This is a genomic window from Streptomyces sp. WAC03905, from assembly GCF_057371075.1.
Genome location: NZ_JBXYDZ010000003.1, coordinates 3,255,787 through 3,279,880 on the forward strand (window position 1 = coordinate 3,255,787; position 24,094 = coordinate 3,279,880).

Here is a 24,094-nt window from a genome sequence, read left to right on the forward strand (position 1 = left end):
CTGCGTCCCGGGGTCAGCCGAGAGGCCGGAAGGTCTCGAAGGCGACGTTGCGCATCTGGGTGCACTCCGGGCCGTCCCACTGGTCCGCGGGGCAGCTGATCATGATGGCGTAGCCGTGCGTGGCGTCGGTCTTGAAGCCGCGGTTGAGCACCCGGACCTTCGTCCCGCCCTGCTCGCGCTCGAACTCCCAGTCCGCGGCGGTCGGGTAACCCCGGTAGTCCACCTTGTCTATGCGGATCTGCCGGTAGCCCTTGCTGCTGCCGCCCACGGCGGGAGCCAGCTTCACCCAGGCGAGGGCCGCGTCGTCGCCCGGCTTACCGGTGAAGTCGACCTGGATCCGGGGGAATCCGCCGTCACGGCTGAATATCCCGCCGGAGTTGTCGCCGGCCGTGCCCGTCCGCTTGAACCCTTCGGGCATCGCCATCGAGAAGTGGAACCCGGGCTCCGTCACCATCGCGTACCCGGGCGGGAGGGCGGCGCCCGCTCCCCCGGTCGTGGCTCCCTGCCCCTGCCCCTGGCCCTGGCCGGCGGTCTGCTGGCCCTGGCCCTGGCCCTGGCCGCCGGCTCCCGCGTCGGTGCCGTTTCCGGTGCCGGCGGTGTCGCCCGTACCCGTCTCGCCGGTGTTCCCCGACGGCTTCGGGGAGCCCTGGTCGGCGCCGCCCGGGGTCTGCGGCGCGGAGGCCGCCGGAGTGGCCTTGCCGCCCTTGCCCTGGTCCTTCTTGTCCTTGTCGTCGCCGCTGACCGCCCAGGCGATCAGCGAGCCGACCACCGCCAGCACGGCGACCACGGCGACCACGGCCAGCGCGATGGTGCGGCGCGGCATGACGTCCGTGAGCGGTGCGACGACCGAGGCCGGGCGGCTCTTCGGCGCCTCCGCGGCCGAGGCCGCGGTGGTGGCCGCGGCGGCCGCCTGCGCCTTGCGGGCGGCCTTCAGCGCGGCGCGGGCGCGCTCGCGCTGCTCCCGCTCGTGGCGCTCCCGCTCCTTCTTGGCCGCCTTCTCGGCGGCCTTCTCCGCGGTGGCCTTCTCCGCGGCCTGCCGGGCGTCGGCCAGCGAGATCTGACGGGTCTCCTCGGCGACGGCGGGCACCGGGTCCGGTACCGGCTCGGGCGCGGCGAGGACGGCGGTGAGCATCGCCCGGGCGCGTGCCTCGTCGAGGCGGCGGGCCGGGTCCTTGGCGAGGAGACCGTAGATGACCTCGGCGAGCGGCCCGGCGTTCTTCGGCGGATCCACCGGCTCGGTCATCACCGCGGTGAGCGTGGCGAGCGCGGACCCCTTGTCGTACGGGGGCACGCCCTCGACAGAGGCGTACAGGAGACCGCCGAGCGACCACATGTCGGCGGGCGGGCCGGGCTTCTGGCCGCGGGCTCGCTCGGGCGAGATGTAGGACGGGGCGCCGACGAGCATGCCGGTGGAGGTGACGGAGGGGTCACCCTCGACCTGCGCGATGCCGAAGTCGGTCAGCACGACACGGCCGTTGCCGGCGATGAGCACGTTGGAGGGCTTCACGTCGCGGTGCAGGATGCCCTGGCCGTGCGCGGCGCGCAGCACGTCCAGCACGGCGAGGCCGACCTCGGCGGCGCGGTGCGGGGTGAGGGGGCCGTTCTCCCGGATGAACTCGGCGAGGGAGGGCCCCTCGATGAGCTCCATGACGATCCACGGGCGGGCGTCCTCGTCGACGACGTCGTAGACGGTGACGGCGCCGCCGCTGCGGATCCGGGCGATGGCCTTGGCCTCGCGGAGCGTACGGGTGATGAGGCGGCGCTTCTCGTCCTCGTCGACGCCGCTGCTGAAGCGGAGCTCCTTGACGGCGACGGTGCGGCCCAGGGTCTCGTCCTGGGCACGCCAGACGGTACCCATGCCGCCCTTGCCGAGCACGGCGTCCAGCCGGTACCGGCCGGCCAGGAGCCGTCCCTCGTCGTGCGCGCCCTTGGCCGCCTTGGCGGCGGCGGCCTTCACGGCGGCGGCCATGGCGTCGGCCTTCTCGACGACGGGATTGGCCCCGGTCGCGGCCTTGCCCGCCCCCGCCTTCCCCCCGTCGGACTCCCCCGCAGCCGCGGCCTCCGCCGCAGGCACGGCCTTGCCCAGGCTCGCCTTCGCCGCCGCAGGCTTCCCGTCCTCCGGCTCCGCCACAGGCGCGGGCGCGGCCTTGCTCAGGGTCGGCTTCGCCGCGTCAGGCTCCGCTTCGGCGGCGGCCCGTGCCGCAGGCACAGACACCTCCGGCTCCGCCGCAGGCGAAGCCGCGGGCTCGGCGTCACCCTCCGGCCCGGCGCCACGGGCGGACTTCGTCCCGCCGGCCGCGGCCTTGCCCAGGCTCGCCTTCGCCGCCGCAGGCTTCGCACCCTCCGGCTCCGCCGCAGCCGAGGGCGCGGCCTTGCCCGGGCTCGCCTTCGCCGCCGCAGGCTTCCCGTCCTCCGGCTCCGCCACAGGCGCGGGCGCGGCCTTGCTCAGGGTCGGCTTCGCCGCGTCAGGCTCCGCTTCGGCGGCGGCCCGTGCCGCAGGCACAGACACCTCCGGCTCCGCCGCAGGCGAAGCCGCGGGCTTCGGCCCGTCAGCCTCCGCGTCAGCGGCGGTCCTTGCCGCCGGCACGGAAACATCCTCGGGCTTCGCCGCAGGCGACCCCGCAGGCGACCCCGCAGAGGCGCCATCGTCAAGCTTCGCCGCAGGCGCCCCGGCAGGTGACTCGGTGTGCTCCGGCTTCGACATGCGTCCCCTCTGCGATCGTGCCGCTGCTCCGCCCGCCCCAGCGGCTGAGCGACCCGGCGGCCGGGGCCCACGGTAACCCGCCCCGGCAGAGCCATCATTGTTCCTCACTCCGCAACGGACGGACCCCCCGGGTCTGCGGTTCCGCGTTCCGTATCCCGGAGTTACAACGGAACGATGTCGGGCGCCCCCAGCCGTGCCGCGTCCGCCGTCTGGTCGTCCGGCTGCCGCTGCGACTCCCGTTCCGCCTGGACCCGCTTCTCGTAGTGCTCCACTTCCTTCTCGATCTGCTGCTTGTCCCACCCCAGCACCGGCGCCATCAACTCCGCGCACTCCCGCGCCGACCGCGTCCCGCGGTCGAAGGTCTCGATCGAGATCCGCGTCCGCCGCGTCAGCACGTCGTCCAGGTGCCGCGCCCCCTCGTGCGAGGCGGCGTACACGACCTCCGCCCGCAGGTAGTCGTCCGCCCCGGTCACCGCCTTGCCCAGTTCCGGGTCGGCGGCGATGAGCGCCAGCAGCTCCTCGGTCAGCGTCCCGTACCGGTTCAACAGGTGCTCCACCCGGACCACATGGAGACCCGTCCGGGCAGCGATCCTGGCCCGCGCGTTCCACAGGGCGCGGTACCCCTCGGCTCCCACCAGCGGCACGTCCTCCGTCACGCACGGCGCCACCCGCTGGTCCAGCCCGTGCACCGCCTCGTCGACCGCGTCCTTCGCCATGACCCGGTACGTCGTGTACTTGCCGCCCGCGACCACCACCAGCCCCGGCACGGGATGCGCCACCGTGTGCTCGCGCGACAGCTTGCTCGTGGCGTCCGACTCGCCGGCCAGCAGCGGCCGCAGGCCCGCGTAGACGCCTTGGACGTCGTCCCGGGTCAGCGGCACCGCCAGCACCGAGTTGACGTGCTCCAGCACGTAGTCGATGTCCGCGCTGGACGCCGCCGGGTGCGCCTTGTCCAGGTCCCAGTCGGTGTCCGTGGTCCCCACGATCCAGTGCCGGCCCCACGGGATGACGAACAGCACGGACTTCTCGGTCCGCAGGATCAGCCCGGTGGTCGAGTGGATGCGGTCCTTCGGCACGACCAGGTGGATGCCCTTGGAGGCCCGTACGTGGAACTGCCCGCGCTCCCCGATCAGTGCCTGGGTGTCGTCGGTCCACACGCCCGTGGCGTTCACGACCTGCTTCGCGCGGATCTCGTACTCGACGCCGCCCTCCACGTCCCGCACGCGCGCACCGACGACCCGTTCGCCCTCGCGCAGGAACCCGACGACCCGCGCCCGGTTGGCGCAGTGCGCCCCGTACGCCGCGGCCGTCCGTACGAGCGTGGTGACGTAGCGCGCGTCGTCCATCTGGGCGTCGTAGTACTGCAGGGCGCCCACCAGGGCGTCCTTGCGCAGGGCCGGCGCCACGCGCAGCGCCCGCGTGCGCGACAGGTGCCGGTGCACCGGCAGGCCCCGTCCATGGCCGCTGGAGACCGACATCGCGTCGTACATCGCGACGCCCGCGCCGGCGTAGAGCCGCTCCCAGCCCTTGTGCTGCAAGGGGTACAGGAAGGGCACGGGCTTCACCAGGTGCGGGGCGAGCCGCTCCAGCAGCAGGCCGCGCTCCTTCAGCGCCTCCCGTACGAGGGCGAAGTCGAGCATCTCCAGATACCGCAGGCCGCCGTGGATGAGCTTGCTGGACCGGCTGGAGGTGCCCGAGGCCCAGTCCCGCGCCTCCACCAGACCGGTGGACAGCCCCCTCGTCACGGCGTCGAGCGCGGTGCCCGCGCCGACCACGCCCGCGCCCACCACCAGGACGTCCAGTTCCCGCTCGGCCATCCGGGTGAAGGCCTCGGCCCGCTGCTCCGGCCCCAGTGTCGCTGTCCTCACGGCTGCCTCCCGTTGGTGCGGGTGAGTTCCCCGCTCACATGCCCCCGTTTCTCGATTCTGACGTCCCGCATCCACATCAGCCACCGCCTGTGGACAACACAACGGTGGCATTCACCCCGGAATGCGACATATCTGTCATATATAAGCCTAGTCTGACATTGCGCCAGCTCCCCTGTCCTCGGAGGACTCGCGCGGCACCTCCTCACGCCAGGGAAGGGACGGCATCCCCATGCCCGCAGACCTCGCCGTCATCGGACTGGGCCATCTCGGCCTCCCGCTCGCACAGGCGGCCGTCGCCGCCGGAATCGAGACGGTCGGCTACGACAGCGGTCCGGTCACGGACTCCACTCTCTCCGCTGCCGAGATCCGCCGCATGTCGGCGGCCGGCTTCCGGGTCACCACCGACCCCGCCGAGCTCGGCCGGGTCCGCACGGCCGTCATCTGCGCCCCCACCCGGCTCGGTCCCGACCGCGCGCTGGACCTGTCCGCCGTGGGCGGGGCCGGCCGCGCGCTCGCCGCCCGGCTGCGCCCGCACACCACGGTGATCCTCGAATCCGCCGTCCACCCCGGCGTCACCGAGGACTACCTGCGGCCGATCCTGGAGGAGGGGTCCGGCCTCCGCGCCGGCCGGGACTTCCACCTGGCCTACTCCCCCAGCCGCCTCGACCCCGGCAACCGCACGCACGGCGTGGCCAACACCCCCAAGGTCATCGGCGGCCTCACCCCCGCCTGCACCGAGTCCGCACACGCTTTCTACGCCCGCCTCACCGAGAAGGTCGTCCGCGCCCGCGGCCTGCGCGAGGCCGAGACCGTCCAGCTCCTGGAGACGAACTACCGCCACGTCAACATCGCCCTGATGAACGAGATGGCCGTGCTCTGCCACGACCTGGGCGTGGACCTGTGGGACGTCATCCGCTGCGCCGAGACCAAGCCGTACGGATTCCAGGCCTTCCGCCCCGGCCCCGGCGTCGGCGGCCACGGCGTCCCCCTCGACCCGAACTACCTCCCCCACCCCACCCGCACCCCCGGCCACCCGCTGCGCATGGTCGGCCTGGCGCAGGAGATCAACGACCGGATGCCGCAGTACGTCATCCAGCGCTCCGCCACCCTGCTGAACGAGCACGGCAAGTCCGCCCGCGGGGCCCGGGTCCTGCTCCTCGGGGTCACCTACAAGCCCGACCTCGCCGACCAGGAGGGCTCCCCGGCCGGCGAGATCGCCAGCCGCCTCATCGACCTCGGGGCTCTGATCAGCTACCACGACCCGTACATCACGGGGTGGCGGGTCAGGGACCAGCCGGTCCCCCGCGCCGAGTCCCTGTACGAGGCCGCGGCCAACGCGGACCTGACGATCCTGCTCCAGCACCACCGCACCTACGACATGCAGGCCCTGGCGGTGAAGGCGCAGCTGCTCCTGGACACCCGCGGCGCCAGCCCGGTCGGCGCCGCCCACCGCCTCTAGCAGCGGAAATCCCCCCTGCCGATGTCCGACCGGCCTGCTAGCCTGCGGCGTCACTTATCTCGCACTTATGCCTGATGGCCACACGTGCGTTCGCATCCCTGGGGGGATCTTTCCGATGAGCCAGAACTTCACGCCGCCCGCGCCCGACTCCTACTCCCCGGTCGCCGCCCCGGCCCCGGCCCGCAGCGGCAACGTCGGCCTGGCGATCCTCGCGGCGGCCGGCACGGCCCTCGTCGCGGGCGCCGCCTACGGCGGCATCATGAGCGCGATCTCGTTCCAGATCGGCTACCTGGCCGCCGGCGTCGGCCTCGCGGTCGCCCTCGTCGCAGTCCGCCTCGGCGGCCGCAACCCCGTCCTGCCGGTCCTGAGCGCCGTGCTCACGCTCGCCGGCGTGTACGTCGGATACCTCCTGGACATGGCCCTCGCCGTGTCCGAGCACGAGGGGGTCCCGGTCTCCGAACTGCTCACCACCGAGCTCGTAAACCTGAACCGGTTCTACGTGGACAACATCGACCCCATCTCGCTGCTCTTCTACGCGATCGGCGCGTACGCGGCCTTCCAGACGGCCCGCAAGTCCGCCTGAACCGTTCCGGGCGCGGCCCGTACGCCGTAGGGCCCGGCGCCCGTGGAGCGGGGGCCGGGCCCTACGGCGTACGGGCGGGGGTCAGCGGCGGTGCTGGGAGTCCGCGACGGTGACCTCGACCCGCTGGAACTCCTTCAGCTCGCTGTAGCCGGTGGTGGCCATCGAGCGGCGCAGCGCGCCGAAGATGTTCATCGAGCCGTCGGGGCTGTGCGAGGGACCGGTGAGGATCTCCTCGGTGGTGCCGACGGTGCCGAGGTCGACCTTCTTGCCGCGCGGCACGTCCTCGTGGACGGCCTCCATGCCCCAGTGGTTGCCCTTGCCGGGCGCGTCCGTGGCGCGGGCCAGCGGGGAGCCCATCATCACGGCGTCGGCGCCGCAGGCCACGGCCTTCGGGATGTCGCCCGACCAGCCCACGCCGCCGTCCGCGATGACGTGCACGTAGCGGCCGCCGGACTCGTCCATGTAGTCGCGGCGGGCCGCGGCCACGTCCGCGACGGCGGTCGCCATCGGGACCTGGATGCCGAGGACGTTGCGCGTGGTGTGCGCGGCGCCGCCGCCGAAGCCGACCAGCACGCCCGCGGCGCCGGTGCGCATCAGGTGCAGGGCCGCGGTGTAGGTGGCGCAGCCGCCGACGATGACCGGGACGTCCAGCTCGTAGATGAACTGCTTCAGGTTCAGCGGCTCGGCGGCGCCCGAGACGTGCTCGGCGGAGACGGTGGTGCCGCGGATCACGAAGATGTCCACGCCCGCGTCGACGACGGCCTTGGAGAACTCTGCGGTGCGCTGCGGGGAGAGCGCGGCGGCGGTGACGACACCGGAGTCGCGCACCTCCTTGATCCGCTCACGGATCAGGTCCGCCTGGATCGGCGCGGAGTAGATCTCCTGGAGGCGGCGGGTGGCGGCCTCCTCGTCCAGCTCCGTGATCTCGTCGAGCAGCGGCTGCGGGTCCTCGTAACGGGTCCACAGGCCTTCGAGGTTCAGCACGCCGAGGCCGCCGAGCTCACCGATGCGGATCGCGGTCTGCGGGGAGACGACCGAGTCCATGGGGGCGGCCAGGAAGGGGAGCTCGAAGCGGTACGCGTCGATCTGCCAGGCGATCGAGACCTCCTTCGGGTCCCGGGTACGCCGGCTCGGGACGATGGCGATGTCGTCGAACGCGTACGCCCTGCGGCCGCGCTTGCCGCGCCCGATCTCGATCTCAGTCACGTGTGGTGGCCTTTCCTCTGGGTCTGCCCGTCCAGTATCCCCGAACCCCGGCGGGCCGCGTTCCGGTGACCGCTGTACGGACGGCGTGCGGACTCCGTGGCGGATTCCGTGCGCGAGGGGCACGGTCTCCACACGACAGGGGCGGGCCCGGTGACCCGGGCCCGCCCCTGTCGCGTTGCGCCTGCTCAGCCCTTGCGGCTGTAGTTCGGTGCCTCGACGGTCATCTGGATGTCGTGCGGGTGGCTCTCCTTGAGGCCCGCCGACGTGATGCGCACGAAGCGGCCGTTGTCCTGGAGCTCCGGCACGGTGCGCCCGCCCACGTAGAACATCGACTGGCGCAGGCCGCCGACGAGCTGGTGGACGACCGCGGCCAGCGGACCGCGGTAGGGCACCTGGCCCTCGATGCCCTCGGGGATGAGCTTGTCGTCGCCGCCCACGCCCTCCTGGAAGTAGCGGTCCTTGGAGAAGGAGCGCTGGTCACCGCGGGACTGCATCGCGCCGAGCGAGCCCATGCCTCGGTAGGACTTGAACTGCTTGCCGTTGATGAAGAGCAGTTCGCCCGGGGATTCCTCGCAGCCGGCGAGCAGCGAGCCGAGCATCACCGTGTCGGCACCCGCGACGAGGGCCTTGGCGATGTCGCCGGAGTACTGCAGGCCGCCGTCACCGATGACCGGGATGCCGGCCGCCTTGGCCGCGAGCGAGGCCTCGTAGATCGCGGTGACCTGCGGGACGCCGATGCCGGCGACCACGCGGGTGGTGCAGATGGAGCCGGGGCCGACGCCCACCTTGATGCCGTCGCAGCCGGCGTCGATCAGGGCCTGGGCGCCGTCGCGGGTCGCGACGTTGCCGCCGATGATGTCGACGGTGCTGTTCGACTTGATCTTGGCGACCATGTCGCCGACCAGGCGGGAGTGGCCGTGGGCGGTGTCGACGACGATGAAGTCGGCGCCCGCCTCGATCAGGGCCTGGGCGCGCTCGTACGCGTCACCGGCGACGCCGACGGCCGCACCGACGAGCAGGCGGCCGTCCTTGTCCTTGGCGGCGTTCGGGTACTTCTCGGCCTTGACGAAGTCCTTGACCGTGATGAGGCCCTTGAGGACGCCCGCCTCGTCGACCAGCGGAAGCTTCTCGATCTTGTGCCGGCGCAGCAGCTCCATGGCGTCCACGCCGGAGATGCCGACCTTGCCCGTGACCAGCGGCATCGGCGTCATGACCTCGCGCACCTGGCGGCTGCGGTCCGACTCGAAGGCCATGTCGCGGTTGGTCACGATGCCGAGGAGCTTGCCCGCGGGGTCGGTGACCGGGACGCCGGAGATGCGGAACTTCGCGCACAGCTCGTCGGCCTCGCGCAGCGTCGCGTCGGGGTGCACCGTGATCGGGTCGGTGACCATGCCCGACTCGGAGCGCTTGACGAGGTCGACCTGGTTGGCCTGGTCGGCGATCGACAGGTTGCGGTGCAGCACGCCGACGCCGCCCTGGCGGGCCATCGCGATGGCCATGCGCGACTCGGTGACCTTGTCCATGGCCGCGGACAGCAGCGGGATGTTCACGCGCACGTTGCGGGAGATGAGGGAAGAGGTGTCGATGTCGTCCGGTGCCATGTCCGACGCGCCCGGCAGCAGCAGCACGTCGTCGTAGGTCAGTCCGAGCGTGGCGAATTTGTCGGGCACTCCGTCGGCGGTCATGACACCTTCCCAAATGGTCTTGCTCAGCGCGGATGTCCATGCTAACGGGATCCCGACGCGTCTCATTCCACGACCAAGGTCAACCAGAAGATTCGTAGTTTCCTACGTCTGGCCTACTGCTCGGCGAGTGCGCGGAGCCTGCTGAGCGCCCGGTGCTGGGCCACGCGCACGGCTCCGGGGGACATCCCCAGCATCTGGCCGGTCTCCTCCGCGGTCAGCCCGACGGCCACCCGCAGGACGAGGAGTTCGCGCTGGTTCTCCGGAAGGTTCGCCAGCAGCTTCTTGGCCCAGGCGGCGTCGCTGCTGAGCAGCGCGCGCTCCTCCGGGCCCAGCGAGTCGTCCGGCCGCTCGGGCATCTCGTCCGACGGCACGGCCGTGCTGCCCGGGTGCCTCATGGCGGCCCGCTGCAGGTCGGCGACCTTGTGCGCGGCGATGGCGAAGACGAACGCCTCGAAGGGGCGACCGGTGTCCCGGTAGCGCGGCAGCGCCATCAGGACGGCGACGCAGACCTCCTGCGCCAGGTCCTCCACGAAGTGGCGAGCGTCACCCGGCAGCCGCGACAGCCGGGTGCGGCAGTAGCGGATCGCGAGGGGGTGCACGAAGGCGAGCAGGTCGTGGGTGGCCTGTTCGTCGCCCTCGACCGCCCGGCGGACGAGCGCGCTCGCGCCCCCGGCACTGCCGCCTCCGGCGGCGCCGGTGGGGCCTGTGGCCGCGAGGGACCCCAGGGCCTCGTCGTCGCGCATCCGTCCATGGTGCCTTGACGCCGGAGCATCCGCGGCACCGTGGCCCTTGTTGTACGTCGAAGCGTTATGAGCGGGTGCGCCGGAACTCTGCATCTGCGCCCTCCCCTCCCGCTCGGCCGAATAGTCCCCGAGAGACTCCACACCCTCAAGGATGCGGCATCGCGCACGAAGCGAGACGTCCCCCGGATTGTGCCCCGCCAACCCCCGGGTGCGCACCGGGTACGGCGGGACGGGGCTACCGCGACGAGAAGGGGCGCCGGGAGGCGCCGGGCGACGGCGAGAGCGGCGCGCCGCCCCGTCCACCGGTGGCGGACGGGACCGCTCTCGACGATCCGCGGTGTGCGGCGGACCGGGCGGAGCCCGGCCGCGGCCGGGTCAGCGGACGAGACCCCAGCGGAAGCCGAGCGCCACGGCGTGCGCGCGGTCCGAGGCGCCGAGCTTCTTGAAGAGCCGGCGGGCGTGCGTCTTGACCGTGTCCTCCGAGAGGAAGAGCTCGCGCCCGATCTCCGCGTTCGACCGGCCGTGGCTCATGCCCTCCAGCACCTGGATCTCGCGCGCCGTGAGGGTGGGCGCGGCGCCCATCTCGGCGGAGCGGAGCCGGCGCGGGGCCAGCCGCCAGGTCGGGTCGGCGAGCGCCTGGGTGACCGTGGCCCGCAGTTCGGCGCGCGAGGCGTCCTTGTGCAGGTAGCCGCGGGCGCCGGCGGCGACCGCGAGGGCCACGCCGTCCAGGTCCTCGGCGACCGTCAGCATGATGATGCGGGCGCCGGGGTCGGCCGAGAGGAGGCGGCGGACCGTCTCCACACCGCCGAGCCCGGGCATCCGCACATCCATCAGGATCAGGTCGGAGCGGTCGGCGCCCCAGCGGCGGAGGACTTCCTCGCCGTTGGCAGCCGTCGTCACACGCTCGACGCCGGGCACGGTGGCAACCGCGCGACGGAGCGCCTCTCGGGCAAGCGGGGAGTCGTCGCAGACGAGGACGGATGTCATGACCGCCCTCCGCAGCTGCTGATGCGCGTCACCTTGAGCCTCCAGGCTGGTACGTATCGTCACCTGTGCGGTCGATGCTCCCGGACACCTGTCCGAGAACTTGTCGGTTCAACCGCCTTCGCACTCTCAACGATGGTCACTCGAAAGAGTTACGGGTCGGACGGACACCTTCGGCACTCTACGTGAGGAAGCGATCACGGCGGCGGAGGCGCACCCTGCCTGTCCTCCATCTGGAGCTATGCCCTATTTGGCGGCTTTCCTTCCGTTTGGCACGTGTCTGAGGCTAGATTCCCAATGAGTCATATTTACATCTACTCCGACAGTAGGTGTGGAGACCCTTGGAGACATGGACCGTATCCGCCTCAGTACCGGCACCAAGAGGACTACCAATGGCAGATTTCTCCCGCCTCCCCGGACCGAACGCCGACCTCTGGGACTGGCAGTTGCTAGCCGCCTGCCGCGGGGTCGACAGCTCCCTCTTCTTCCACCCGGAAGGCGAGCGGGGCGCGGCCAGGAGCGCGCGCGAGGCCTCGGCTAAAGAGGTCTGCATGCGATGCCCGGTTCGTTCGGAATGCGCCGCGCACGCACTCGCCGTCCGTGAGCCCTACGGGGTGTGGGGCGGCCTCACGGAGGACGAACGCGAGGAACTGATGGGCCGCGCCCGGCACCGACTGATTCCCGCGTCGAGTGCGATCGGACCGATCGCGCCGCACTGAGAGCCGACGAAACGACGGAAGGAACGTTTCCTCCGCACCACCCGTCCGCCCGGGCGCGTCCCGTCGCCGCCCGGTCCCGGTTCCACGCGTTCGGCCGTATGCGCCCCGGCGCGTACGGCCGACGCGTCCGGCGTCAGCGCGCAGCCGCGCGCTCCAGTTCGGCCAGGGTCGCGGCCACCGCCGGTACCCGGGCCAGGTCGGGCAGCGTCAGCGCCACGACCTCCCGCTCCACGGCCGGCTCCACGGCGACCGCGCTGACGCCCTTGGCCCGTACGGACTCCACCGCCAGCTCCGGCAGCACGGCGACGCCCAGCCCCGCTCCGACCAGGCCGACCACCGCCGGATAGTCGTCGGTGGCGAAGTCGATGCGCGGGGTGAAGCCCGCGTCCTCGCACACCTCCACCAGATGGCGGCGGCAGCGCGGGCAGCCCGCGATCCAGGGCTCGTCGGCCAGCTCCGCCATGCCCACGCGTTCCGCCCCGGCCAGGGCGTGCCCCTCGGGCACCAGCCCCACGAGCCGGTCGGTCAGCAACGGCCGCACCACGAGGTCGTCCCACTCGGCGGCCGACCCGGCGGCCCCGCCGTAGCGGAAGGCCAGCGCCAGGTCGCAGTCGCCCTCGCGCAGCATCTCCACCGACCGCGGCGGCTCGGCCTCGACCAGGGAGATACGGGTGCCCGGGTGCTCGGAGCGCATCGCCGCGAGCGCGGTCGGCACCAGGGTGGAGCTGCCGCTCGGGAAGGACACGAGCCGCACCCGGCCCGCGCGCAGCCCGGCGATGGCCGCGACCTCCTCCTCGGCGGCGGTCAGCCCGGCCAGGATCCCGGCGGCGTGCCGGACCAGGGCCTCGCCCGCCTGGGTCAGCCGCATCTCGCGGCCGGTGCGGATGAGCAGCGGGGTGCCGGCCGACTGCTCCAGCGCCTTCATCTGCTGGGAGACGGCGGGCTGGGTGCAGCCGAGTTCGCGCGCGGCGGCGGAGAAGGATCCGGTCCCGGCGACGGCGCGCAGTACCCGGAGATGACGTGCCTCGATCACCCCTTGAGCATAAGGCCCACTTTGATGCCTGTGCGAATACCTCAGTGACGCTTTGGGGCCGCGCGGATAATCTGTGCGCATGGGCCCCATGCATCTGATCTCCGTCAACGTCGGCACCGCGACCCGTTCCGAGTACACCGACGCCGAGAGCGGGGTGACGGGCATCGGCAAGCGCCCGGTCCCCGGTCCGGTCCGCGTCTTCGCCCCCGGCGCCAAGGCCACCGGCCTCGGCAGCGGCCTGGAGGGTGACGCGGTCTGCAACCGGCGCCACCACGGCGGCGACCACCAGGCCGTCTACGCGTACGCCCGCGAGGACCTGGACCTGTGGGAGCGCGAACTGGGCCGCGAACTGCCCGGCGGGCTCTTCGGCGAGAACTTCACGACCTCCGGCGTCGACCTGAACACCGCGCGGCTCGGCGACCGCTGGCGGGTCGGCGCGGACCTCGTCCTCGAAGTGGCCTCGGCCCGCATCCCGTGCCGGACCTTCCAGGGCGTGCTCGGCGAGGCCGGCTGGGTCCGGCGGTTCACGCGGGAGGCCCGGCCGGGCGCGTACCTGCGGGTGATCGAAGAGGGTTCGGTGTCCCCCGGTGACCCCATCGAGATCATCCACAGGCCGGACCACGACGTGACGGTGCAGATGTGGTTCCGCGCCTTCACCACCGAGCGCGCCCTGCTGCCGCGCACCCTCGCCGCCGGGGCTGCGATGGAGCCGGCGGCGCACGAGACGGTGCGCCAGTACGTGGAGAAGTACGGGGCGGGGGCCGGGGCGCGATAACGCTGTCATCCGGGGCGGCTAGGTTGCGCCTATGACGACTGCGTTGATTACGGGATCCACGGCGGGCATCGGCGCCGCCTTCGCCCGGCGGCTGGCCGCCCAGGGGCACAACCTCGTGCTGGTGGCGCGCGACACCAAGCGGCTCGGCGAACAGGCCACGGAGCTGCACGACCTGCACGGCATCGAGGCCGAGGTGCTGGCCGCCGACCTCGCGACGGAGGAGGGCATCGCGGCGGTCGAGAAGCGCCTCGACGACCGTACGCACCCGGTCGACCTGCTGGTCAACAACGCGGGCTTCGGCAACAAGGGCCGGTACCTCGAGGTCTCCATGGCCGACGAGCTGACCATGCTGAAGGTCCACGTCGAGGCGGTGCTGCGGCTGACCTCGGCGGCCGCGGAGTCGATGCGCTCGCGCGGCCGCGGCGGCGTGATCAACGTGGCGTCGGTGGCCGCCTTCGTACCCCGCGGTACGTACGGGGCCAGCAAGGCCTGGGTCGTGCAGTTCACCCAGGGCGCGGCGCGGGACATGGCGGGGTCGGGGGTCCGGCTGATGGCACTGTGCCCCGGCTTCGTGCGGACGGAGTTCCACCAGCGTGCCGGCATGGGCACGGACAACATCCCCGGCTGGATGTGGCTGGACGCCGACAAGCTGGTGGCGGCGGCGCTGGCCGATCTGGCGCGCGGGAAGACGGTGTCGATCCCGGACCCGCGGTACAAGGCGCTGATGGGCGTGGTGAAGCTGGCGCCGCGCGGGCTGCTCGGCGGGATGTCCTCGCGCACGGGCCGCAAGTACGGGCCCCAGTAGCGTTCGTGACTCGTCGGTGGCGTCCGTCGCAGCCCTGCCGGAACCGCCGATCGGGTCAGACCTCCCTAAACTGGACGTGTCCCATCTCAGGCGGGAGGCGACGCGATGACATTCGTACAGGTGATCGATTACGAGACCACGCGGTTCGATGAGATGAACGCGCTCATCGACCGCTGGGCGGAGCAGAGCAGCGGCAGGCGCACCGCCACGCACACGATGATCGGCCAGGACCGCGAGGCCCGGAACCACTACGTGGACATGGTGGAATTCGCCTCGTACGAGGAGGCCATGAGGAACTCTCAGCTCCCCGAGACGGACCGGATGTTCCAGGAGATGGTGGCCCTCTGCGAGGGGATGCCGACGTTCATGAACCTCGACGTGGTCCGCGACGAGCACCTCAACAAGCAGCTCGCCACACGGGTGTTCCGGGACGCCGCCATGGCCGGGGACATGAGCGTCCTCGACGAGTGCTTCGCGACGAACTACATCGACCACGACGTCAGCAAGGAGGAGGCCACCGTCATCGGGCGCGAGGGCATGCGCGCCGACATGGAGAGGTGGCGGGCGGCCTTCGACATGGCCTTCGAGCCGACCGCCCAGGTGGCCGAGGGCGACATGGTCACGACGGTGTGGAACTGGCGCGGCACCCACAAGGGAGAGTTCATGGGGGTCGCACCGACCGGTAAGACGTACGAGATGTCCGGAACCACGACCTTCCGGTGCCAGGACGGAGAGATCACCGAGGGCTGGTGGCACTACAACCCCGGAGCGCTGCAGCGCCAGATGGGCGGAACGGGAACGCCCTACGGCAGCTGAGGCCCGAACACGGGGAAGGCCCCGCTCCGCGGCTGCGGAACGGGGCCTTCGACGTGGAGCGGGTCAGTGGCTGTGGCCGTGACCGTGGCCGTGACCGGCGTCGCCCTCGTCCTCCGCCGGCTTCTCGACGACCAGGGTCTCGGTCGTGAGCAGCAGGGAGGCGATGGAGGCGGCGTTCTCCAGCGCGGAACGGGTGACCTTCACCGGGTCGATGACGCCGGCCTTGACCAGGTCGCCGTACTCGCCGGTGGCGGCGTTGAAGCCCTGGCCCTTGTCGAGCTCGGAGACCTTCGAGGTGATGACGTAGCCCTCGAGGCCCGCGTTCTCGGCGATCCAGCGCAGCGGTTCGACGGCGGCGCGGCGCACGACCGCGACACCGGTGGCCTCGTCGCCCGACAGGCCGAGGTTGCCGTCGAGGACCTTGACGGCGTGGACGAGCGCGGAGCCACCGCCGGAGACGATGCCCTCCTCGACCGCGGCGCGGGTCGCGGAGATGGCGTCCTCGAGACGGTGCTTCTTCTCCTTGAGCTCCACCTCGGTGGCGGCGCCGACCTTGATGACGCAGACGCCGCCGGCGAGCTTCGCCAGGCGCTCCTGCAGCTTCTCGCGGTCCCAGTCGGAGTCCGTGGCCTCGATCTCGGCCTTGATCTGGTTCACGCGGCCGAGGACCTCGTCGGAGCTGCCCGCACCGTCGACGATGGTGGTGTCGTCCTTGGAGATGGTCACGCGGCGGGCGGAGCCCAGCACGTCCAGACCGGCCTGGTCGAGCTTGAGGCCGACCTCCTCGGCGATGACGGTGGCACCGGTGAGGGTGGCCATGTCCTGCAGCATCGCCTTGCGACGGTCACCGAAGCCCGGGGCCTTGACGGCCACCGCGTTGAAGGTGCCGCGGATCTTGTTGACGACGAGGGTGGAGAGCGCCTCGCCCTCGACGTCCTCGGCGATGATCAGCAGCGGCTTGGAGCCACCCGCCTGGATGACCTTCTCCAGCAGCGGCAGGAGGTCCTGGATGGAGGAGATCTTGCCCTGGTTGATCAGGATGTACGGGTCGTCGAGGACGGCCTCCATACGCTCCTGGTCGGAGACCATGTACGGCGAGAGGTAGCCCTTGTCGAAGGCCATGCCCTCGGTGAACTCCAGCTCCAGGCCGAAGGTGTTGGACTCCTCGACGGTGATGACACCGTCCTTGCCGACCTTGTCCATCGCCTCGGCGATGAGCTCGCCGACCTGGGCGTCCTGCGCGGAGAGCGCGGCGACGGCGGCGATGTCGGACTTGTCCTCGATCGGGCGGGCGGTCGCGAGGAGGTCCTCGGACACGGCCTTGACCGCGGCGTCGATGCCCTTCTTCAGGGCGGCCGGGGACGCGCCCGCGGCGACGTTGCGCAGACCCTCGCGGACCAGCGCCTGGGCCAGCACGGTGGCGGTGGTGGTGCCGTCACCCGCGATGTCGTTGGTCTTGGTCGCCACCTCCTTCACGAGCTGCGCGCCCAGGTTCTCGTACGGGTCGTCCAGCTCGACCTCGCGGGCGATGGTGACACCGTCGTTGGTGATGGTGGGGGCGCCGAACTTCTTGTCGATGACGACGTTGCGGCCCTTGGGGCCGATCGTCACCTTGACCGTGTCGGCAAGCTTGTTGACGCCGCGCTCGAGGGCGCGACGGGCGTCCTCGTCGAACTTCAGGATCTTCGCCATGGGAGCGGTTCAGCCCTCTCGAAAACTCGGTTTAACGGGCTGCGCCCCTCGCCGCCCGGCAATCAGCGGGGTGACCAGGGGCGCAGCTCAAAGCAGTGCTGTGAAGCGAAATTACTTCTCGACGATCGCGAGCACGTCGCGAGCCGAGAGGACGAGGTACTCCTCGCCGCTGTACTTCACTTCGGTGCCGCCGTACTTGCTGTACAGCACGATGTCGCCGACGGTGACGTCCAGCGGGAGACGCTGGCCGTCCTCGAAGCGACCCGGACCGACCGCGAGGACGACGCCCTCCTGGGGCTTCTCCTTCGCGGTGTCCGGGATGACCAGGCCGGAGGCCGTGGTCTGCTCGGCGTCGAGCGGCTGGACCACAATGCGGTCCTCAAGCGGCTTGATGGCAACCTTGGAGCTGGCGGTCGTCACTGTCCGACCTCCCCCTTCGGAGATCCGGGGTTAACTGTCTGAGGTGGCGACCAGGTCGATCCGTCGTCGCGGGTGCCGGACCTGCCTGTCGCTGTGTTGGCACTCACCGGGGGTGAGTGCCAGGTGCGAGACTATTCCGGCGATTAGCACTCGGTCAAGCGGAGTGCCAATTCCCGTCCCCCGGGCGTTGCGCGACCCCCCTGCGGGGACGCCCCGCGGGGGTGCCCTGGGGGGCGCTGGGGGGCGCCCGCCCATCCTCCCGGGCCCTGCCCGGACCCGCGCCGTATGCCCTGCGGTCGGCTCGACATGTGCGGCCCGATGTCCCGGTCTCTGCCCGGACCCGCGCGGTGCGCCCTGCGGTCGGCTCGGCGGTGCGGGCCGGTGTCCCGGGCGCTGCCCGGACCCGCGCGGTGCGCCCTGCGGGCGGCTCGGCGGTGCGGGCCGGTGTCCCGGGCGCTGCCCGGACCCGCGCCTCAAACGCCGGCGGGGCTGGTTGGGCGGGGTCTCGGTGTGGGGTGGTGCCCCGCACGAGGATCTCCTCGGCTCGGCGCGCGCGGGCGGTTCGCGGCAGTACCCGGGGGTTGCGCCTCGTCCTGCGGGGACCCTCCTGCGTGTCCCCACCCCGCCGGTGGCGTGAGGGGAGGGGGGACAGGGCGGGGTGTCCCCGCAGGACGAGCGCGCGACCCCCGGGCACCACCGCGATGGCCCGCACGCGCCGAGCCGAGGAGACACCCCGCCGTGGCACCCCGCACCGACCAGGCCGACCCGGCCCGACCATCCAGCCCCGCCGGCGATTGAGGCGCGGGCCCGGGCAGCGCCCGGGCACCGGCTCGCACACGCCGAGCCGAGCCGACCGCAGGGCATGCCGCGGGGCCGGGCGGAGCCCGGGAGAGGCGGCGGCGGGCGATATGTGACGCTTGGGACGTGCGCATTCTCGTGGTCGAAGACGAAGAGGGCCTCGCCGAGTCCCTGCGGCGCGGCCTGTCCGCGGACGGGCACCTCGTCGACGTCGCCCACGACGGCCACCGCGGCCTGGACCTGGCCCTCGCCGGCGGCCCGTACGACGTCGTCCTGCTCGACCTGATGCTCCCGGGTCCCGGCGGCCACGCGATCTGCACCCGCATGCGCGCCCACGGCGACACCACGCCCGTCCTGATGCTCACCGCCCGGGACGGCGAGCACGACGAGGCCGACGGGCTGGACGCCGGCGCCGACGACTACCTCACCAAGCCCTTCTCCTTCGTGGTCCTCGCCGCCCGGATCCGCGCGCTGGCCCGCCGCGCCGGGGCCTCCGGCCGCGGCGTCCTGCAGGCCGGCGACCTCGTCCTGGACCCGCGCGGCCGCCGCTGCCGCCGCGGCGAGCGGGACATCGAACTGACCGCACGCGAACTCGGCGTACTCGCCTGCCTCATGGAGCAGCCCGGCCGGGCCGTCGCCAAGCAGGACATCCTGGACGAGGTCTGGGACACGCCGCAGCACATCGACCCGAACATCGTCGAGGTGTACGTCTCCTCGCTGCGCAAGAAGATCGACGCACCCTTCGGCCGCCGCTCGATCCTCACCGTCCACGGCACCGGCTACCGCATGGCCCCCGACGGTGGCTGACCCCGAAGCGCACCGGCGCGCCCACACCGCCCGCACCGCCCGCCGCAGGCGACCCGGCATCCGGGCGCGCACCGCCGCGGCCGCCGCCCTCGCCATGGCCGCCGTACTGGCCGGCGGCGGCCTGTGGCTGCACGCCCTGCTGCGCGCCAACCTGCTCGACAACACCACCGGCCGCACCGAGCTCGCCGCCCTCCGGGCCGCCGCCCAGCTCGACGGCCGGAACCCGCCGCCCGGCGGGCGGCTGCCCGCGCCCGAGAACGGCGTGGACCTGGTCCTCGTACGGGACGCGGCCGGCCGCACGGTCGCCGCGACCGGCGGCGGCCCCGACCCCGGCCCCGGCCCCGACCTGGACGGCGCGCCGCGGCCGGGCCCCGGCGAGGACCCCCGCCCGGCCGTACTCCCGCCCGAGCACCCCGGCGGACACCGGCGCGCCGTGGTCGCCGTCGCGGCGCCCGGCGGGCGGACGGTGTACGCCGTAACCGTGCTGGGCGACGTCGACGACGCGACCCGGGCCGTCGCCGTCGGCCTGCTCGCCGGCGCGCCCCCGCTGATCGCCTTCGCCGCGGCCCTGGCCTGGTGGGTGACCGGCCGCGCGCTGCGCCCGGTGAGCGACATCCGGACCGAACTGGCGGCAGTGACGGCCAGCGAACTGGACCGGCGGGTCCCTGACCCGGGCGGGGCGGACGAGATCGCGCGGCTGGCGCGGACCGTCAACGCCACCCTGGACCGGCTGGAGCGCTCCGACGCCCGGCAGCGGCAGTTCACCGCGGACGCTTCGCACGAGCTGCGCAATCCGCTGGCCGCCGTACGGTCCCGGCTGGAGGTCGCGCTGGCGGCGGACCGCCCCGACCGCGAGTCGGTGGTGGCCGCATTGGCCGAAACCGAGCGGCTCCAGCGGATCGCCGCGGACCTGCTGCTGCTGGCCCGCCTCGACGGTGGGCCGCCGCCCCGGACCGAGCCGGTGGACCTGGCGCTGCTGGCGGCGGAGGACGTGGCGCGCCGGGGCGGAGCCCGGGTCGCGCTCCGGCTGGACGCGCGGGCACCCGTACCGGCGGCCGGGGACCCGGCGCGGCTGGAGCGGGCCCTGGCCAACCTGGTGGACAACGCCCTGCGGCACGCCCGCTCGGAGGTCGCCGTACGGGCGTCCGAGCAGGACGGCTGGGCGGTGCTGGAGGTCACGGACGACGGCCCGGGCATCCCGGACGCGGACCGCGACCGGGTCTTCGAGCGGTTCGTACGGCTGGACGCGGACCGCAGCCGGGCCGTCGGCGGCACCGGCCTCGGCCTGGCCATCGCGCGGGAGATCGCGCGGGCGCACGGGGGCGACGTACGGGCGCTGCCGGCCCCGGCCGGGGGCGCGCGGCTGGTGCTGCGGATCCGGTAACGGCGGCGGGGCGCGGGCGGCGGGGGCGTGGGCATTGAGCGGGGCGCAGGCAGCGGCGGGGCACGGGCGGCGGCCCTGAACGCCCCTTCAGGACCCTCAGGATTCCTTCAGCGGGTCTGCCCCAGCATCGACTGGCATGAGCGCCCACCGGAGGAAGACGACGCCGACCCGACGCCGACCCCCGTCCCGCGGGCGGCGACTGGTCCGCACGCTGCTGGTCACGAGCTGCGCGCTGGTGGTCATGGCGGGCGGGGGCGCCTGGTACCTGTACCAGGACCTGGCTTCCGGCATCGGCAGCTCGAAGGTCCTCGAAGGCGCCGAGAAGTCGAAGTTCGGCGACACCAACATCCTGCTGATGGGCCTGGACAGCCGCCGTGACCAGAACGGTGAGCCGCTGCCGGAGGAGATCCTCGACAAGCTGCACGCCGGCAGTTCGGACATCGGCGGCTACAACGCGAACACCCTGATCCTGCTGCACGTGCCCGGTGACGGCGGCCGGGCGCAGGCCTTCTCCGTGCCGCGCGACGACTTCGTCGACATACCCGGCCACGGCAAGGACAAGATCAAGAAGGCCTACGGGCTGGCGAAGGCCCGCAAGGAGGGGCAGCTCGCCGCCCAGGGGGTGAAGGACTCCCGGCAGCTGGAGCGGGAGGGCCGGGAAGCGGGACGGGCGGCCCAGATCGCCACGGTGCGCGCCTTCCTGGGGGTGCCGGTGGACCACTTCGCCGAGCTGAACCTGGCCGGTTTCCACCACCTGGCGGACGCGCTGGGCGGCGTACCGGTGTGCCTGAACAAGGCGGTCAAGGACCGGTACTCGGGCGCCGACTTCCCGGCGGGCCCGCAAACCCTCGACGGCCGGCAGTCGCTCGCCTTCGTGCGCCAGCGGCACGGTCTGGCCGGCGGCGACCTGGACCGGACGAAGCGGCAGCAGGCCTTCCTGGCGGGCGCGACGAAGAAGCTGAACTCGGCCGGGACCTTCACCGATCCGGCGAAGCTGATCAAGCTGGTCGACGCCGCGAAACAGGACGTGGTGACCGATCAGGGGTGGGACCTGCTGTCGTTCGTGAAGCAGGCGAAGAGCCTGTCCGGCGGCAGGGTGCGGTTCACGACACTCCCCGTCGAGGGCTTCGGACGGAACCTTGGGGAGGACATCAACGTCGTAGATGATATGAAGATAAAGCGCCTCATTGCCGAGCAGATCGGACCCAAAGCCTCCGCAAGCCCCGGCACACCCGGCGCCTCCGCCGATCCCGGCGCCCCGCCGCCCTCCACGTCCAGCGGGCCCGCGGCGCCCTCCCCGTCCGCCCCCAAGGACGTCGGCGGCATCCCGTGCGTGGACTGAGGCCGCTGACGACGGCGGGCGCCCGCCGTCGCACCGAGGCACTGCTCCTCGTCCTCGTCATCGCCATCGCGGTCTTCGGGCACGCGGCCGCGGGCCTCGCGATGAACGGCGAGCTCCCGCCCAACCTCGCCTACTTCACCATCAGCATGACGCTGCTGTCCCTGGTGGGGCACCTGGGCGTGCGCCGCTTCGCCGCCTACGCCGACCCGCTGGTCTTCCCGCTCGCCATGCTGCTGACCGGCCTGGGGCTCGTCCTGATCCACCGGCTCGACCAGGGCTACATCGAGCGGTGGAACTCCGACGCGAACGCCCCCGGGCAGCTGCTGTGGACGGTGGTCGGCGTCGCCGCGTGCATCGCGATGCTGGCGCTGCTGCGCGACCACCGGCTGCTCCAGCGGTTCATCTACATCACGATGGCCGTCGCGCTGGTGCTGCTCATCGCGCCGGCGTTCTTCGGCGCCGACACGTACGGCGCCAAGCGGTGGATCATCCTCTTCGGCTTCTCGATCCAGCCGGGGGAGTTCGTGAAGATCATGATCGCGATCTTCTTCGCCGGCTACCTGGTCGTCCACCGCGACTCCCTCGCCCTGACGGGCCGCAGGTTCCTCGGCATGCGACTGCCCCCGATGCGCCAGCTCGGACCCATCATCACGGTGTGGATCCTCTCGATGCTGGTCCTGGTCTTCGAGCGCGACCTGGGCACGTCGCTGATCTTCTTCGGCGTCTTCGTGGTGATGCTGTACGTCGCCACCGAGCGCACCAGCTGGATCGTGTGCGGCGTGCTCATGGCCGCGGCGGGAGCCTTCGTCGTCGGCTCGACGGAGCCGCACGTCAAGGCGCGCGTGGCGGCCTGGCTGAACCCGCTCTCCGTCTACTGGGACAACCCTCCCCCGGGCGTCACCTCGGACCAGTCGGCGCAGGCGCTCTTCAGCTTCGGCACGGGCGGCATCTCCGGGACCGGCCTCGGCCAGGGTCACCCCGAGCTGATCAAGTTCGCCGGCCGCAGCGACTTCATCCTCACCACGGTGGGCGAGGAACTCGGCCTCGCCGGGGTCATGGCCGTACTGATCCTCTACGCGCTCCTCGTGCAGCGCGGGCTGCGCATGGCACTCGGCGCCCGCGACCCCTTCGGCAAGCTGCTGGCGGTCGGCCTGGCCGCGGCATTGGCCCTGCAGGTCTTCGTGGTCGCCGGAGGCGTGACGGGCCTGATCCCCCTCACGGGCAAGGCCCTGCCCTTCCTCGCCAAGGGCGGCTCGTCACTCCTCGCCAACTGGATCATGATCGCCCTCCTCCTCCGCATCAGCGACAGCGCGGAACGCCAACGCGAGGCGGACGCCCGAGGCCCGGCGGAAACGACGATCACCCCCCTGGCGGCCGCGTAGGGGGTCGGGGGGGAGGCGCGGGGGGTACGAAGTGACGCGCGCCCGGACCTCCACCCCCGCGGGCCCACCCCCTGGCCCGGTGGCTGCCCACCCGCCAACGGCGGTGGCGGTGCGGAAGCCGGCGGCTTGCGGGACGGGGGCTTCGGGGAGGGCGGGATCCACTCGACCGGCATCAGAGATGTCCTGGGGTTTCCCGTCAGTCCCATCGTCTTCCGTGTCGGGCCGGCCCCTCAAGGGCGCTCCCTGCGGTCGCGTCACTGCGTGATGGCCTACGGCCACCCTTGACCGCCCGTCCCGCCACGGAAAATTCGAGGACTGCCAGGAAGCCCCCAGAAGAACGGGCCGGGCGTTCGACAAAGGGACGGGGCGTCACAGAAGCGGGCCGGTGGCCGAGTGCGCCCCAAATCGCTACGAGCTCCTGCCAGACGGCGCCCGCAGGCCCCGTGGGCTGGGCATAAACCGCCACCGATCGCTACGCGCTCCTCAACGACGGCGCCTGCGAGCCCCTGTGGCTCGACATAGGCCGCCACCGCTTTCTACGCGCTCCTCAAGGACGGCGTCTGCGAGTTCCTGTGGCTGGTCATAAGCCGCCACCAATCGCTACGCGCTCCTGCGAGACAGCGCCTGCGAGTTCCTGTGGCTGGTCATAGGCCGCCATCGATCACGCACGTTCCTCTCTCACGCGGCTGCGATCCCGCCTGGGGCTGGGCATAGGCCGCCATCGATGTGGCGCGCTCTCGATCACGCGTCCGCAGTTCGTCCTGGGCTGGCCGCAGGCCGCAGAAACCTTCCCTCACCCCTCACAGACGGCGTCAGACCCTCGCGAGGGGTGGAAACGCCTCAGACGACGGCTGAAGCGAACCCAATCCATGTGTGCCTGGGTGGGCAC

19 protein-coding genes are annotated in these 24,094 nt (G+C 72.3%); 10 read left to right on the plus strand and 9 right to left on the minus strand.

Features of this window, described 5'->3' with window-relative positions:
• Nucleotides 1–13 precede the first annotated feature (13 nt).
• Together AC2RP6_RS17000 and AC2RP6_RS17005 are read right to left on the minus strand one after the other, a co-directional pair.
• Entirely contained in the window at nt 14–2,503 is a 2,490-nt protein-coding gene (locus tag AC2RP6_RS17000) for a serine/threonine-protein kinase (protein ID WP_486446986.1), read from the minus strand.
• Between the two features lie 362 nt (nt 2,504–2,865).
• Nucleotides 2,866–4,572, minus strand: coding sequence for a glycerol-3-phosphate dehydrogenase/oxidase (locus AC2RP6_RS17005; protein ID WP_486446987.1), 1,707 nt, complete (start codon nt 4,570–4,572; stop codon nt 2,866–2,868).
• Nucleotides 4,573–4,801: 229 nt separating this feature from the next.
• Between AC2RP6_RS17005 and AC2RP6_RS17010 the strand changes: the two genes are divergently transcribed.
• Both AC2RP6_RS17010 and AC2RP6_RS17015 read left to right on the plus strand, forming a co-directional pair.
• The gene (locus AC2RP6_RS17010) at nt 4,802–6,031 is read left to right on the plus strand and encodes a nucleotide sugar dehydrogenase (RefSeq protein ID WP_486446988.1); all 1,230 of its coding nucleotides are present in this window, start codon (nt 4,802–4,804) and stop codon (nt 6,029–6,031) included.
• Nucleotides 6,032–6,146: 115 nt separating this feature from the next.
• On the plus strand, nt 6,147–6,614 hold the full coding sequence (locus tag AC2RP6_RS17015) for a hypothetical protein (RefSeq protein ID WP_486446989.1): 468 nt from the start codon (nt 6,147–6,149) through the stop codon (nt 6,612–6,614).
• Nucleotides 6,615–6,695: 81 nt separating this feature from the next.
• Here AC2RP6_RS17015 and AC2RP6_RS17020 read toward each other — a convergent pair whose 3' ends face one another.
• From AC2RP6_RS17020 to AC2RP6_RS17035, 4 genes are all read right to left on the minus strand, one after another.
• A complete protein-coding gene (locus AC2RP6_RS17020; protein WP_486446990.1) occupies nt 6,696–7,820 on the minus strand; it encodes a GuaB3 family IMP dehydrogenase-related protein in 1,125 nt (374 codons plus the stop codon).
• A gap of 185 nt (nt 7,821–8,005) precedes the next feature.
• Entirely contained in the window at nt 8,006–9,505 is a 1,500-nt protein-coding gene (gene guaB / locus AC2RP6_RS17025; protein ID WP_486446991.1) for an IMP dehydrogenase, read from the minus strand.
• Between the two features lie 113 nt (nt 9,506–9,618).
• A complete protein-coding gene (locus AC2RP6_RS17030; protein WP_486446992.1) occupies nt 9,619–10,248 on the minus strand; it encodes a sigma-70 family RNA polymerase sigma factor in 630 nt (209 codons plus the stop codon).
• Nucleotides 10,249–10,623: 375 nt separating this feature from the next.
• Complete coding sequence (locus AC2RP6_RS17035) at nt 10,624–11,235, minus strand: response regulator transcription factor (protein ID WP_003948568.1); 612 nt, start codon at nt 11,233–11,235, stop codon at nt 10,624–10,626.
• A gap of 389 nt (nt 11,236–11,624) precedes the next feature.
• Here AC2RP6_RS17035 and AC2RP6_RS17040 point away from each other — a divergent pair, with 389 nt between their 5' ends.
• A complete protein-coding gene (locus tag AC2RP6_RS17040) occupies nt 11,625–11,951 on the plus strand; it encodes a WhiB family transcriptional regulator (protein ID WP_030027725.1) in 327 nt (108 codons plus the stop codon).
• A 133-nt stretch (nt 11,952–12,084) separates the two neighbouring features.
• Here the strand turns inward: AC2RP6_RS17040 and AC2RP6_RS17045 are convergent, their stop codons facing one another.
• Nucleotides 12,085–12,984, minus strand: a complete 900-nt coding sequence (locus AC2RP6_RS17045; protein ID WP_486446993.1) for a LysR family transcriptional regulator — start codon at nt 12,982–12,984, stop codon at nt 12,085–12,087.
• A gap of 88 nt (nt 12,985–13,072) precedes the next feature.
• Between AC2RP6_RS17045 and AC2RP6_RS17050 the strand changes: the two genes are divergently transcribed.
• The 3 genes from AC2RP6_RS17050 to AC2RP6_RS17060 all read left to right on the plus strand — a co-directional run bounded on the left by AC2RP6_RS17050 (nt 13,073) and on the right by AC2RP6_RS17060 (nt 15,380).
• Nucleotides 13,073–13,759 (plus strand): MOSC domain-containing protein, encoded by a 687-nt coding sequence (locus AC2RP6_RS17050; RefSeq protein ID WP_486450360.1) that lies wholly within the window; start codon nt 13,073–13,075, stop codon nt 13,757–13,759.
• A gap of 31 nt (nt 13,760–13,790) precedes the next feature.
• The gene (locus AC2RP6_RS17055; RefSeq protein WP_486446994.1) at nt 13,791–14,564 is read left to right on the plus strand and encodes an SDR family NAD(P)-dependent oxidoreductase; all 774 of its coding nucleotides are present in this window, start codon (nt 13,791–13,793) and stop codon (nt 14,562–14,564) included.
• Nucleotides 14,565–14,669: 105 nt separating this feature from the next.
• The gene (locus AC2RP6_RS17060; protein ID WP_486446995.1) at nt 14,670–15,380 is read left to right on the plus strand and encodes an ester cyclase; all 711 of its coding nucleotides are present in this window, start codon (nt 14,670–14,672) and stop codon (nt 15,378–15,380) included.
• Nucleotides 15,381–15,443: 63 nt separating this feature from the next.
• Here AC2RP6_RS17060 and groL read toward each other — a convergent pair whose 3' ends face one another.
• Complete coding sequence (groL, locus tag AC2RP6_RS17065) at nt 15,444–17,072, minus strand: chaperonin GroEL (RefSeq protein WP_384447083.1); 1,629 nt, start codon at nt 17,070–17,072, stop codon at nt 15,444–15,446.
• 111 nt (nt 17,073–17,183) lie between these two features.
• Nucleotides 17,184–17,492: a co-chaperone GroES gene (gene groES / locus AC2RP6_RS17070; RefSeq protein WP_030011064.1), complete on the minus strand. Its 309-nt coding sequence runs from the start codon at nt 17,490–17,492 to the stop codon at nt 17,184–17,186.
• A 924-nt stretch (nt 17,493–18,416) separates the two neighbouring features.
• On the opposite strand from groES, the gene AC2RP6_RS17075 reads away from it, so the two are divergent.
• The 4 genes from AC2RP6_RS17075 to AC2RP6_RS17090 all read left to right on the plus strand — a co-directional run bounded on the left by AC2RP6_RS17075 (nt 18,417) and on the right by AC2RP6_RS17090 (nt 23,205).
• On the plus strand, nt 18,417–19,097 hold the full coding sequence (locus tag AC2RP6_RS17075; RefSeq protein WP_486446996.1) for a response regulator transcription factor: 681 nt from the start codon (nt 18,417–18,419) through the stop codon (nt 19,095–19,097).
• Nucleotides 19,090–20,481 (plus strand): sensor histidine kinase, encoded by a 1,392-nt coding sequence (locus AC2RP6_RS17080; RefSeq protein ID WP_486446997.1) that lies wholly within the window; start codon nt 19,090–19,092, stop codon nt 20,479–20,481. The genes AC2RP6_RS17075 and AC2RP6_RS17080 overlap by 8 nt, the downstream gene beginning before the upstream one ends.
• A gap of 136 nt (nt 20,482–20,617) precedes the next feature.
• Complete coding sequence (locus tag AC2RP6_RS17085) at nt 20,618–21,823, plus strand: LCP family protein (protein WP_486446998.1); 1,206 nt, start codon at nt 20,618–20,620, stop codon at nt 21,821–21,823.
• Entirely contained in the window at nt 21,811–23,205 is a 1,395-nt protein-coding gene (locus AC2RP6_RS17090) for an FtsW/RodA/SpoVE family cell cycle protein (RefSeq protein WP_486446999.1), read from the plus strand. Before AC2RP6_RS17085 ends, AC2RP6_RS17090 begins: the two co-directional genes overlap by 13 nt.
• The last annotated feature ends 889 nt before the right edge of the window (nt 23,206–24,094 follow it).

Coding starts and splice junctions, on each gene's coding strand:
- guaB (WP_486446991.1), bottom strand. CDS start 9,505: ATGACCGCCGACGGAGTGCCCGACAAATTCGCCACGCTCGGACTGACC.
- groL (WP_384447083.1), bottom strand. CDS start 17,072: ATGGCGAAGATCCTGAAGTTCGACGAGGACGCCCGTCGCGCCCTCGAG.
- AC2RP6_RS17010 (WP_486446988.1), top strand. CDS start 4,802: ATGCCCGCAGACCTCGCCGTCATCGGACTGGGCCATCTCGGCCTCCCG.
- AC2RP6_RS17040 (WP_030027725.1), top strand. CDS start 11,625: ATGGCAGATTTCTCCCGCCTCCCCGGACCGAACGCCGACCTCTGGGAC.
- AC2RP6_RS17050 (WP_486450360.1), top strand. CDS start 13,073: ATGCATCTGATCTCCGTCAACGTCGGCACCGCGACCCGTTCCGAGTAC.
- AC2RP6_RS17015 (WP_486446989.1), top strand. CDS start 6,147: ATGAGCCAGAACTTCACGCCGCCCGCGCCCGACTCCTACTCCCCGGTC.
- AC2RP6_RS17030 (WP_486446992.1), bottom strand. CDS start 10,248: ATGCGCGACGACGAGGCCCTGGGGTCCCTCGCGGCCACAGGCCCCACC.
- AC2RP6_RS17085 (WP_486446998.1), top strand. CDS start 20,618: ATGAGCGCCCACCGGAGGAAGACGACGCCGACCCGACGCCGACCCCCG.
- AC2RP6_RS17035 (WP_003948568.1), bottom strand. CDS start 11,235: ATGACATCCGTCCTCGTCTGCGACGACTCCCCGCTTGCCCGAGAGGCG.
- AC2RP6_RS17060 (WP_486446995.1), top strand. CDS start 14,670: ATGACATTCGTACAGGTGATCGATTACGAGACCACGCGGTTCGATGAG.
- AC2RP6_RS17055 (WP_486446994.1), top strand. CDS start 13,791: ATGACGACTGCGTTGATTACGGGATCCACGGCGGGCATCGGCGCCGCC.